At 60.1% G+C, this 12,200-nt stretch carries 9 protein-coding genes; all 9 read left to right on the forward strand.

The window, feature by feature from the left end:
* Positions 1–2,999: RHS repeat-associated core domain-containing protein (locus ACCQ08_RS23820; RefSeq protein ID WP_373451182.1), on the forward strand; the 2,999-nt coding region annotated here is incomplete at its 5' end.
* A gap of 2 nt (positions 3,000–3,001) precedes the next feature.
* Positions 3,002–3,409, forward strand: a complete 408-nt coding sequence (locus tag ACCQ08_RS23825; protein ID WP_373451183.1) for a hypothetical protein — start codon at positions 3,002–3,004, stop codon at positions 3,407–3,409.
* Positions 3,410–4,502: 1,093 nt separating this feature from the next.
* The gene (locus ACCQ08_RS23830; RefSeq protein ID WP_021026289.1) at positions 4,503–5,315 is read left to right on the forward strand and encodes a MetQ/NlpA family ABC transporter substrate-binding protein; all 813 of its coding nucleotides are present in this window, start codon (positions 4,503–4,505) and stop codon (positions 5,313–5,315) included.
* Positions 5,316–5,355: 40 nt separating this feature from the next.
* A complete protein-coding gene (locus ACCQ08_RS23835) occupies positions 5,356–6,174 on the forward strand; it encodes a MetQ/NlpA family ABC transporter substrate-binding protein (protein ID WP_312835216.1) in 819 nt (272 codons plus the stop codon).
* Positions 6,175–6,198: 24 nt separating this feature from the next.
* Entirely contained in the window at positions 6,199–7,389 is a 1,191-nt protein-coding gene (locus ACCQ08_RS23840; protein ID WP_312411698.1) for an ATP-binding cassette domain-containing protein, read from the forward strand.
* Positions 7,379–8,041, forward strand: coding sequence for a methionine ABC transporter permease (locus ACCQ08_RS23845; protein WP_239809753.1), 663 nt, complete (start codon positions 7,379–7,381; stop codon positions 8,039–8,041). The genes ACCQ08_RS23840 and ACCQ08_RS23845 overlap by 11 nt, the downstream gene beginning before the upstream one ends.
* Before the next feature lie 105 nt (positions 8,042–8,146).
* Positions 8,147–9,409: an SfnB family sulfur acquisition oxidoreductase gene (locus tag ACCQ08_RS23850; RefSeq protein WP_373451184.1), complete on the forward strand. Its 1,263-nt coding sequence runs from the start codon at positions 8,147–8,149 to the stop codon at positions 9,407–9,409.
* Between the two features lie 72 nt (positions 9,410–9,481).
* On the forward strand, positions 9,482–10,738 hold the full coding sequence (locus tag ACCQ08_RS23855) for an SfnB family sulfur acquisition oxidoreductase (RefSeq protein ID WP_373451185.1): 1,257 nt from the start codon (positions 9,482–9,484) through the stop codon (positions 10,736–10,738).
* Positions 10,738–12,186 (forward strand): LLM class flavin-dependent oxidoreductase, encoded by a 1,449-nt coding sequence (locus tag ACCQ08_RS23860; RefSeq protein WP_373451186.1) that lies wholly within the window; start codon positions 10,738–10,740, stop codon positions 12,184–12,186. Before ACCQ08_RS23855 ends, ACCQ08_RS23860 begins: the two co-directional genes overlap by 1 nt.
* Positions 12,187–12,200 lie beyond the last annotated feature (14 nt).

Here is a 12,200-nt window from a genome sequence, read left to right on the forward strand (position 1 = left end):
GCTACAGTACCACCACGACCTACGACAGCAACTACCAGCCGCTGCAAATCACCCACCCCGATGGCAGCGTGGAGAAATACACGTATGAGCCCGTGTTTGGACGGCAGAGCAGCTACACCAACCAGCTGGGGGTTGTGAGTACCTGGCGCTATGACAGCAAAGGCAATGTCATCGAGTGGGTGGAAGCAAAAGGCCTGCCCGAGCAGCGCACCACCCTCTACACCTATGACCCATACAGCCAGCTCACCAGCAGCACCAAGGGCGCGGGCGATGCGACCCAGGCGGATGCGATTACCCAGAGCTGGCAGTACGACAGTGCGGGCAATGTCACCGCACAAACGGATGGCGAGGGGCATACCAGAAAGACGGCGTATGACCTGCGGGGAGCCTCAACCAGCCAGACAGATGCATTGAACCGCAAAACCAATTTGGAAGTTGATGCTGCTGGCAATGTGACCAAGGCCACCAATCCATTGGGCCACGCCACCCAAATCCGCTATGACGCGAGAGGCAGGCGCACCCATGTCATCAGTCCCATGGGAAACACTCAGGTGACCCTGTATGACGAAAGAGACCAAGTCAGAGAAGTCCTTGAGCCAGGCGAAGCCGAGGGAGCAGGTCGTAGGACCGTGTATGACGGCAACGGCTGGGCGATTCAGTCCATAAGTCCAAGCGGGCTGGTCACAGAAACTACCTATGACGAGAGGGGCCGCATCCAGGCTACCAAGGACCCTGCAGGCAATATCACTAGCTACGAATATGGAGCAGATGATACCGAGCAGGCAGGCCTGCTGTTAGCAACCCAGTACCCCACCTATAAAGAGACCTACCAGTATGACCAGCAAGGCAGGCAAACGGCGACCACCCAGCACCTAGGTGGCGGAGAAATGCTCACACAAAGCGAAACTTATGATGTGCTCGGCCAGTCTGTTGCCACCACCGATCCAGTGGGAAGAACCAGCATCATTAAGTACGACGCGCTAGGCAGAAATGTTCAGAGCAAAGACCCGGCGGGACATGTCACCGAACAGAGCTGGGATGCCTTTGATCTTCTTGTAAGCCTCACTGATGGGAATGACAACACTCATAAGTTCGAGTACGACAAGTCTGGGCTACAGATCAAGGAAACGCGTCCTATGGGCGGAGCCATTGCCTACACCTACGATGCTTCTCAACAACTGGTCTTGCGCACCGATGCGGGGGGAAACACCCGCCGCTACAGCTACGATGCAGCCGGCCGCATGACGCAAGCGCAACACCAGCTTGGAGGCACCACGCTCGATGAAAAAACCAGCTACCACTACGACAATGACGGGAGGCTTACTGCCTATGAACAGCAGGATGGTAACGGCCAACTTATCAGCAGCGCCAGTTACAGCCACGATGCGCAAGGGCGCACAGCACAAAGCCAAACAACGTATGGCAAGGTAGAAGGATCAGGGAGCTTGAGCTTCACCACCGGCCAAAGCTTTAACAGCGACGGCCAACTGGCAAGCCACACCTACCCCGACGGGAGCACGCAAACCTATGGCTACACCCAGGGGCAGCTCGCTCAAATCACGCTACCGAACAGCAGCGAGATTCGCTACCAAAACTACCAGTGGAACGTTCCTACCAGCATCCGAACCCCAGGCGCTGCCAAATCCTTGGAACTGGATGCCCTGCAACGCCCCACCCGCATCCAGGTCAAGAACGGCAGCAACCAGGTTCTGGCCAGCAAAGCCTACCAATACGACAAGGCTGGCAATATCACCCAGATCGACAGCGACCTGGGCACCACCCAATATGGCTATGACAACTTGGACCGCCTCACCCAGGCTGTCCCCGACCAAAGCCTGCAGGCCCTGGGCCTGCCCAGCGAACACTATGGCTACGACGCCATTGGCAACCGCACCAGCAGCGCGCACCAGCCGGGCGCCTGGAGCTATAACGCCGACAACCAAATGGTCCGCTACCCTAGCAAAACACCCTTTAGCCCAAGCCCTGCGGTAGACACCCAGGTAAGCTACACCCCGCAGGGACATACCCAGCAGGAAACGAGTGGGCAGGACAACAAGACCTACCGCTACAACGCCGCCGAGCGACTGATCACCTACGAGAGCAGTGACGGCACGCAAGCGCAGTACCGCTATGACCCGTTCGGCCGCAGAATCAGCAAGAGTGTGACCAGAGATGCGGAAACGCAAGTAACCTACTTCGTAAATAGCGAAAAGGCGTTATTAGAAGAGCTGGATAAGGATGGTAAGCGGAAGATTTTTTATGGGTTTAACCCCCATTCAAGTCATCAAAGTCTATGGAGTACCGATCCGATTTGGCAGGCTAATATCACGGATAATAATTTGACTGGTGCACGTAGCGACTATCAATACATACACACGGATCATCTTGGTGCACCTATCTTAGCCACGATTGGAGATAGTTCAGTAAGCTGGATGTCCATTGCAGAGTCGTTTGGTGCCAGAAGTGAAATTGTGTCTAATATTGCGAATGTGAATCTTGGATTCCCTGGGCAGTACTTTGACTTAGAGACTGGTACATATTACAACTTTCACCGTGATTATAATCCTGCAGCAGGAAGGTATAGTCAGCGTGATCCCATTGGCTTGCTGGGTGGCTTGAATACTTTTAATTATGCTGATGCCAATCCAATATCTAAATTTGATGCGGATGCCAAAAATCCATGGGTATTATTGTGGATATATTTGAGGCTTGTGGCTAGATGCGAGATTATCTACAATGGTTACAAAGCTCTCGAACCAAATTGTAGGCGCTGCAGCGGTGAATGCAATCCCACTGATGCATCAGCGAACTGCGCTTGTTGGTCTGGAGTGGCACAGGGTCGAAAAAGTTATCTTAGATCAAAGTGTGACTATATTCTTCCTGGATCTATTCGATATGGTTCTAGAAAAAAGGAAATGGGTCACAAAATTGAGTTGGTCAAGGCAATTCAGGCTCGCAATAAATGTTGCGGGAAAGCAATGTCAGATTTTATTAATTAGTTATGAAAGAAATTCCCACGTTGCTTGACATTAGTCCTACAAATCTTTTGGATTTGGATGAGAGAGATGCATATCGACATTTTTTTGGAAAATCGTTGTTAGAGGCTCAAGAGCTTTTTGATCAATCTGATTTTTATGTCAATGATTTAGGATGGATGGGTGAGAGTGCTTTTGAATTTTATATTGAAGCATATATTAAACATTTGGATGGGTGTGATGCAGGTGATCTCGATATTGCAGTGCCCATGTCTTTAGTGATAATGCGGTATTCGATGTTTGGGCAAGGTTTAAGTTTGATTGAATTGATAGAAAAAATCTCTGGCTTTCGTAATTCATCCATTCAGGGTGATAAAAGTCTTGAGAAAAAATATGATGACATAGTAAGGCAGCTGCTGATGGGGTCTGAGTGATTTGAGATTTTCTGGGCAAATGAATTTATTAATATATTCATGCCTTGCGGGTATAGTATTAAATTGTGAAAATGACACATTTTATTAAGGCAAGATAACATTATATAATAATGTCTTCAGTCTTTTTAAAGCGTCTCTTGTGAAGGTTTGAATATATTCCGTGTATTAAGTGTGCAAGATGTGTTTTGTGAGATTAAATTTAACCCAAAATATATTATCATTCTATTTTTATGAGGGGTAAAAGCGAAAGGCTTCTGCGCGAAAGGCTCGCTTAATGATTGGTATTGGGATTTGCTATTTTCAAAGTATGGGGTGTAAAAATTAATGTCTTGAGAGGCTGGATGGTATTGATTGAGAGTTGCGATTTTTTAAAAATTTTCACGCATTAGATGTATTGCGTGCGTGTTAATTTTTGCCAATTATTTAATACTCCAGGGATTTTGAATTGTGAGTTGATAGTTAGATGAATTGATTTCGATGGTGAGGGTTGAGTTAATTATTATTTTAGGATTTTGCTTTCAAAATAATTTAAAAGATGAATATGAAGGTGTAATGGGTGTAGGAGCTCTCGCACATGCCCGCGCATCCGCAGACAAGCCCAGCACCAATAATTTGTCTAACGGAAAGGCTGGCACTACCGGAAGGAAGCTCAGCAACCACAAGCTTGTGAGGCCCGTTTAGTGCGATGAATGGGCCAGATGAGACTGGACACCCAAACGCTGCGCTCAGTCAGCGGCCGCTAATGTGTCCTGGCGATTTCCTTTTCGCCCTAGTACGTGATGCACTGCCTCCCAGCTCCAGCCGAAACCTGTAGAGATCCAACACTGAGGGCAGTGAGCCCGCGTTCGAACCACCGCAGGGCGTTCCAAAGATCACCGCCCGAACAAGACCATCCTCGACTTCATCGGCTACCCCACCCATGTTTTCTGACGGAAGGCATCCCCGCCTGAACGCCTGAGCCCCCCAACACAGACTTCTCATATCCATATTTGAAATTCTTCGTGGTGCAAAGCCAGCCCGAAAGCTCCAATGGAGGCTTCGTTGCTGCTGCCGCCATGTGATGGCGCAGTCTTTACCTCCAGAAAGACGTCCCATGTTTCAGAGTTTCAAGCGTGTGCTGATCTCCGCTGCCATTGCTGTGGCCGTGCTGCCGGCTGTGGCGGCAGACAAGCTCAAGATCGCTGTCGTGCCCGGTGCCTATGCCGATTCCATCAATGCGGCGGCCAAGGATGCCAAGGCCCAGGGGATCGATGTGGAGGTGATCGAGTTCACCGACTGGACCACGCCGAATGTCGCGGTCAACAACGGCGATATCGATATCAACTACTTCCAGCACCAGCCGTTTCTGGACAACGCCGTGAAGAAGAATGGCTATGCGCTGGCCAGCGCCGGCACCGGCATTCTGGCGAATGTGGGCCTCTATTCGCTCAAGCACAAGAACGTGGCCGATGTGCCCAACAACGGCAAGGTGGGCATTGCCAGTGACCCGGTCAACCAGGGCCGGGGCCTGTTGCTGCTGCAGAAGGTGGGGCTGATCACGCTCAAGCCGGGTGTCGGTTATCTGGGCTCCATCAACGACATTGCCAGCAACCCCAAATCGCTGCGCTTTGTCGAGGTCGAAGGGCCGCAGCTGGTGCGCATCACCGGCGATGTGGATATCGCCCAGGGCTACCCGCACTTCATCGTGGCGGCCAAGGCCTTTGATCCATCGAGCGGCCTGGCGTACTCGGGCATCGAGGACCAACAGTTCGCCATTCAGTTCGTGGTCAAGAAGGACCGGGTCAACGACCCGGTGGTGCAGAAGTTCATCCGCATCTACCAGAACTCCGAGACCGTGCGCACGGTCAGCAAAAAGTCTTTCAGCAATGACGACCGGCTCTACACGCTGGCCTGGCTGAAGAAGTAAGCCGCGTACCAAGACCTTTCATCAAGCAAGCGAGAAAAACATGACGAACAAGATCAACAGACGCGTGGTGGCTGCAATTGCAGCAGCGGCCATGCTGGGAGGGTGGCAACTGGCGCAGGCAGCGGACAAGATCCGCATCGCCTCCACGCCGGGGGCCACGGCCGATGCCATCAAGGCAGTGGTTGCCGACGCCAAGAGCCAGGGGCTGGATGTGGAGCTGGTCGAGTTCACCGACTGGACGGTGCCCAACGAGGCCGTCAACAACGGCGATGTGGACCTGAACTTCTTCCAGCACCAGGCCTTTTTGAACAACGTCATCAAGGAGCGCGGTTATCAGCTCAAGTTTGTCGGCCTGGGCCTGCTGCAGAACATCGGCATCTATTCCGAGCGCTACCAGTCGCTGGCCGATGTGCCGGCCAAGGCCAAGGTCGCGATTGCCAATGACCCGGTCAACCAGGGCCGGGGCCTGGCGCTGCTGCAAAAGGCCGGCCTGATCCGTCTGCGCACCGGTGATGCGCCTGGCGCCACGGTGGCCGATGTCACCGACAACCCCAAGCAGCTGCGCTTCTACGAAGTCGAGGGCCCGCAACTGATCCGTTCGCTGCCCGATGTGGACCTGGCCGTGCTCTGGCCGAGCTACTTTGTCAGCGCCGGCAAGAAGGAACAGGCCAGCAAGGCCCTGGCCTATTCGGGCATTGCCGACCGCTTCTATGCGATGGGCTTTGTCTCGCAGGCCAGCCGCGCCGACGACCCCAAGCTGCGCAAGTTTGTCCAGGTGTTCCAGAACTCTGCGGCAGTCAAGCAGGCCATCAGCCAGCAGTTCAACAACGACCCCAAGCTGTACACCTTGCCCTGGTAAGGGCAGCGACCGCAGGAGAAGCACATGGCCCTTTCAGCCGTATCCAATGTATTGCGCAGGCAGTTCCGCGCCGAGGCTGAGCCTGCGGCAGACGGCCGCAGTGTGCGGGTGAATGCGCCTGTGTCGGCCGCCGCAGGCAGCCAGGGCCAGGCCCCAGCTGCGCCGCTGGGCACCGTGGTGTTCCGCGATCTGGGCAAGGTCTACCGCTCATCGGCGGGCGAGGTGCCTGCGCTGCAGAACATCACCCTGGATATTGCCGCCGGCAGCATCTTCGGCATCATCGGGCGCAGCGGCGCGGGCAAGTCCAGCCTGCTGCGCACCATCAACCGGCTGGAAGCGCCCAGCAGCGGCCAGGTGCTGGTCGATGGTGTGGACATCGGCACGCTGGATGAAGCCGGCCTGGTGCAGCTGCGCCGCCGTGTCGGCATGATCTTTCAGCACTTCAACCTGCTGTCGGCCAAAACAGTGTTTGAGAACGTGGCCCTGCCGCTCAAGGTGGCCGGTGTGCCTGCCGCGCAGATCCAGCAGCGGGTGACCGAGCTGCTCGACCTGGTGGGCCTGCAGGACAAGCACAAGACCTACCCCAGCCGCCTCTCCGGCGGGCAAAAGCAGCGTGTGGGCATTGCCCGCGCGCTGGCCACCCGGCCCGAGATCCTGCTCTGCGACGAGGCCACCTCGGCGCTGGACCCGGAAACCACGCAGGCCATCCTGGCCTTGCTGCGCGACATCAACCGCCGCCTGGGCATCACGGTGATCCTGATCACCCATGAGATGAGCGTGATCCGCGAGATTGCCGACCAGGTGCTGGTGCTCGAGAAGGGCGAGATTGCCGAGCTGGGCGAGGTCTGGCAGGTGTTTGGCAACCCGCGCCATGCCGCCACCCAGGCCTTGCTGGCACCGCTGCGCCACGGCGTGCCCGATGACCTGCAGCAGCGCCTGCAGCCGCAAGCCCCCAGCACCGGCCGTTTTGAGCAGGTGCTGCAGCTGGGCTACAGCGGGCATGACGGGCTGGAGCCGGACTTTCCCCGCATTGCCGAGGCACTGGGCGCCAAGGTGCGCCTGCTGCACGGCGGTGTGGACCGCATCCAGGGCCATGCCCAGGGCCAGCTCATCATCGCCATCGATGGTGCTGCCGCCCGCAACGACTGGGCCGCGCTGACGCAAGGCCCCGCCACCATTGCACATGAAATCAGGGTACTGGGCTATGTTGTTTGAACTGAGTATTTCCATCGACCGCTACTGGAAAGCGCTGGCCGACACCTTCATCATGGTGTCCACCTCGGCCGGTATCGCGCTGCTGGCGGGCATTCCGCTGGCCGTGCTGCTGATCGTGACGGCCCCGGGCGGTTTCCTGGAGTCGCCGCGCACCAACCGCATCGTCGGCAGCGTTGTCAACGGTTTCCGGGCCACGCCTTTTATCGTGCTGCTGGTCGCGTTGATTCCGTTCACCCGTCTTGTCACCGGCACGACGATTGGCGTCTGGGCGGCGATTGTGCCGCTGGCCATCAGCGCCACGCCGTTCTTCGCGCGCATTGCGGAGGTCAGCCTGCGTGAGGTCGATCCCGGCCTGATCGAGGCGGCGCAGGCGATTGGCTGCAAGAAGTGGGACATCGTGCGCCATGTCTACCTGCCCGAGGCCTTGCCCGGCATCATCGGCGGCTTCACCATCACCCTGGTGGCGCTGATCAGCTCGTCGGCCATGGCCGGCGCGGTGGGGGCCGGCGGCCTGGGCGACCTGGCGATCCGCTACGGCTACCAGCGCTTTGACACCCAGGTCATGCTGATCGTGATTGCGGTGCTGATTGCGCTGGTCACCATCGTGCAGGCCACCGGCGACCGCGTGGCGCACTGGCTGCGCAGCCGCTGAACGCCCACGCGTTCTGACAACGGCCCACCACGGCGCGGTGCCGTGGTCTGCAGGCCAGGGCGCGTCTCTGGCCTTTCTCTCTTCGAACCCTTCAGAAAGCACCGAATGACTTCAGCGGTTGCCCAGGGCGCAGCGTTGCCCGCCGACTCCCCATCCCGCCTGCCTTTGCCGCCCAGCCAGCCCGCGCTGATCCGCAGCGAGGCCGAGGCCTTGCAAGTGGCCGCTGCGCTGGCCGAGAGCTTTCGCGGCGGCGCGGCCCGGCGCGACAGCGAACGCCTGCTGCCCTGGGACGAGATCGAGCGCTACACCGCCAGCGGCCTGGGCGGCATCACCGTGCCGCGCAGCCATGGCGGCCTGCAGGCCAGCTGGCACACCGTCGTGGAGGTGTTTGCCAGCATCAGCGCGGCCGATGCTTCACTGGGCCAGATTCCGCAGAACCACTTTGCGCTGATGCAGAACCTGCGCGATACCGCCAGCCCCGAGCAGCAAAGCCGCTGGTTTGCCGATGTGCTGAGCGGCCACCGCCTGGGCAATGCCGGGCCGGAGCGCAAGGGCCGTGCTGCCCAGCTGAGCGATGCCACCGCCAGCCTGCGCCAGACAGCCGATGGCCGGCTGCTGGTCAACGGCACGCGTTACTACTCCACCGGCTCGCTGTTCGCCCACTGGGTGCCGTTCCGCGCCGAGGACGAGGCGCAGCGCCCGGTACAGGTCTGGGTGCGGCGCACGGCGCCGGGCCTGCAGATCATCGACAACTGGAACGCCTTTGGCCAGAAGACCACCGCCAGCGGCGGTGTGGTGCTCAAGGACGTCGAGGTCGAGCCACGCGATGTGATTGCGCTGCATGACCTGAAGGACCGGCCGACCCTGTCCGGCCCGGTGTCACAGATTCTGCAGGCCGCCATCGACATGGGCATTGCCCAGGGCGCGTTCGACGAGGCGCGCCAGTTCGTGCGCGACAAGACCCGTGCCTGGGTGCACTCGGGTGTCGAGCATGCCTGGCAGGACCCCTACATCATCCAGGAGTTTGGCCAGCTGCAGGTCGAGCTGGATGCCGCACGCGAGGTGCTGCTCGATGCCGCGCAGCAGCTCGATGCATGGGCTGCGCAACCCGTCACCGACGAGAGCAGCGCCCAGGCATCGGTGGCGGTGGCGCGCGCCAAAATATTGACCACCGAGGCCGCGCTGAACGCCAGCGAACGCCTGCTGGAGCTGGGCGGCACCTCGTCGGCCCGCGCCGGCTACAACCTGGACCGCTATTGGCGCAATGCCCGCGTGCATACCTTGCACGACCCGGTGCGCTGGAAATACCACCTGCTGGGCAACTACCTGCTCAATGGCCGCGCACCGCGCCGCCACCAGTGGAACTGAGCCACCGCACCGCCCAACGACTTTGATGCGCGCGCCGGCAGCCCGCTGCCGCCCCGCCGCCGAGCAAGCACCATGACTACCTCTCCCCCTGTGATCGCCGCTGCCAACCCGGTGGCACCCGCCCCCGCACCGCGCCAGCGCCCGCCCGTGTTTGTCAGTGAGCAGGCCGCACTGCAAAAAGCCCAGCAACTGGCCGATGCCTGGGCTGGCGATGCGGTGCTGCGTGACCGTGAGCGCCGCCTGCCCTGGGCGGAAATCGAGGCCTACAGCGACAGCGGCCTCTGGGCCATCACCGTGCCCCGCGCCTATGGCGGCCTGCAGGCCAGCGCCTGGACCGTTGCGCAGCTGATCGCCACCGTGGCGGCGGCCGATGGCTCCTTGGGCCATATTCCGCAGAACCATTTCTATGCGCTGGAGGTGCTGCGCGTGGGCGGCAGCGAGGCCCAGCAGCGCTTTTTCTACGAGCGGGTGCAGGCCGGCGAGCGCTTTGGCAACGCGCTGTCCGAGATCGGCCACCGCGACTACCGCCGCCGCTCGCGGCTGGAGCGGGGCGCATCGGGCTGGGTGCTCAATGGCCGCAAGTTCTACTGCACCGGTGCCATCTTTGCGCACTGGATTCCGGTACAGACCATGCAGGTCATCGATGCGGCCCAGGACCCCGTCAGCGTGATGGTGTTTGTGCCGCGCAGCGCGCCGGGCGTGACGGTGATCGACGACTGGGACGGCATGGGCCAGCGGGTCACCGGCAGTGGCTCGGTGCTGCTGGAGAACGTCGCCATCGATGAGGCCTGGATCGTGCCTTTCCAATCGAGCTTCGACAGCCCCAGCACCATCGGGCCGTTTGCGCAGATCATCCATGCCGCCATCGACTTGGGCATTGGCGAGGGCTCACTGCGTGCCACCTTGCCCTTTGTGCGCAACCAGTCGCGCGCCTGGGTGGATGCCGGCGTGGCGCAGGCCAGTGATGACCCCTTGACCCTGCAGGCGCTGGGCAATGTGGAGCTGCGCCTGCATGCCGCACGTGCGCTGCTGCGGCGCTCGGGCAGCCTGGTCGATGCCGCGCAGCATGAGCCCACGGCGCATACGGTGGCTGCCGCCTCGGTGGCCGTGGCGCAGGCGCGTGCGCTGGCGCATACGGCCGGCCTGCTGGCGGCCAACAAGCTGCTGGAGCTGGGTGGCACCTCGGCCACCTTTGCCGAGCATGGTTTTGACAGCTACTGGCGCAATGTGCGCACCCATACCCTGCATGACCCGGTGCGCTGGAAATACCATGCCATCGGCAACTATGCGCTGAGCGGCGTGCTGCCCCCACGCCACGGAGCACTGTGATGGCCAGCACCGCCGCCAGCGCGCGGGCGCCCATCATCCTCAATGCCTTCAACATGGCCAGTGTCGGCCATATCAACCATGGGCTGTGGGCGCATCCGCGCGACCAATCGAGCCACTACCACCGCCTGGACTACTGGACCGGCCTGGCCAAGGAGCTGGAGCGCGGCCTGTTCGACAGCCTCTTCATCGCCGACATCATCGGCGTCTATGACACCTACCAGCAGTCGGTCGATGTGACCCTGCGCGAGTCGGTGCAGCTGCCCATCAACGATCCCACCCTGGTGGTGCCCGCAATGGCGGCGGTGACCGAGCACCTGGGCTTTGGTGTCACCGTCAACCTCAGCTACGAGCAGCCCTATCTGCTGGCGCGGCGCTTTTCTACGTTGGACCACCTGACGCAAGGCCGCATTGGCTGGAACATCGTCACCGGCTACCTCGACTCGGCCGCGCGCGCGATGGGCCAGCGGCAACAGCTGGCGCACGATGCGCGCTATGACCGTGCCGATGAGTTCATGGACGTGCTCTACCAGCTCTGGGAAGGCAGCTGGAGCGACAGCGCCGTGCTGCGGGACCGCGCAGGCCGCATCTATGCCGACCCGCATCAGGTGCGGCGCGTGCAGCACAGCGGCCCGCATTTTCAGGTGGATGGTTATCACCTGAGCGAGCCATCGCCGCAGCGCACGCCTGTGCTGCTGCAGGCGGGCAGCTCCGGCCGCGGCCTGCAGTTTGCCGCACGCCATGCCGAATGCGTGTTCATGGCCATCCAGGACAAGGCCGCCACCGGCGCGCTGGTGCGCCAGCTGCGCGCCGAAGCCGTGCGTGCCGGCCGCCAGCCGGGCGACATCAAGGTGCTGGTGGGCATGACCCCCGTGGTGGGCGCCACCGCGCGCCAGGCCCAGGAAAAGTACCAGGAGTACTGCCGCTATGCCAGCCCCGAGGCTGCGCTGGCGCATTTGTCTGCCACGGCCGGTATTGATTTCTCGACCTACCAGCGCGACACGCCGCTGCTGCAGCAGCACCGCAGCAATGGCATCGAAAACTCCATCAAGCGCCTGGCCAATGGCCGCGAGGACTACCGCCTGGGCGATCTGGTCGATGAGCTGGCGCTGGGCGGGCGCTATGCCACCGTGGTGGGTGATGCCCAGCAGATCGCCGACGAGATGCAATCGTGGGTGGAGGAGGCCGGCGTCGATGGCTTCAACCTGGCCCGCACCGTGGTGCCCGAATGCTTTGGCGACTTTATCGACCTGGTCGTCCCCGAGCTGCAGTCGAGGGGCCTGCACAAGAGCGCCTATGCGCCCGGCAGCATGCGCCACAAGCTGTTTGGCCACGGCGACCGCCTGCCGGCCCACCACCATGCGCAGCAGTTTCGCCAGCAGCCTGTAGCCGTCGCCCATGCTGATGATTCCCCCGCTGCTTTCACTCCCAGCGCCCGGGCCTTGGCCTGAGTGCTACCCAGGAG

Origin of the sequence: Comamonas sp. SY3 (assembly GCF_041730275.1) — a bacterium.
GTDB lineage: Bacteria > Pseudomonadota > Gammaproteobacteria > Burkholderiales > Burkholderiaceae_C > Comamonas > Comamonas sediminis.

Bases quoted from the DNA above. Each gene is read 5' to 3' on its own strand.
- ACCQ08_RS23845 (WP_239809753.1), top strand. From the start codon at position 7,379: ATGTTGTTTGAACTGAGTATTTCCATCGACCGCTACTGGAAAGCGCTG.
- ACCQ08_RS23840 (WP_312411698.1), top strand. From the start codon at position 6,199: ATGGCCCTTTCAGCCGTATCCAATGTATTGCGCAGGCAGTTCCGCGCC.
- ACCQ08_RS23850 (WP_373451184.1), top strand. From the start codon at position 8,147: ATGACTTCAGCGGTTGCCCAGGGCGCAGCGTTGCCCGCCGACTCCCCA.
- ACCQ08_RS23860 (WP_373451186.1), top strand. From the start codon at position 10,738: ATGGCCAGCACCGCCGCCAGCGCGCGGGCGCCCATCATCCTCAATGCC.
- ACCQ08_RS23855 (WP_373451185.1), top strand. From the start codon at position 9,482: ATGACTACCTCTCCCCCTGTGATCGCCGCTGCCAACCCGGTGGCACCC.
- ACCQ08_RS23835 (WP_312835216.1), top strand. From the start codon at position 5,356: ATGACGAACAAGATCAACAGACGCGTGGTGGCTGCAATTGCAGCAGCG.
- ACCQ08_RS23830 (WP_021026289.1), top strand. From the start codon at position 4,503: ATGTTTCAGAGTTTCAAGCGTGTGCTGATCTCCGCTGCCATTGCTGTG.
- ACCQ08_RS23825 (WP_373451183.1), top strand. From the start codon at position 3,002: ATGAAAGAAATTCCCACGTTGCTTGACATTAGTCCTACAAATCTTTTG.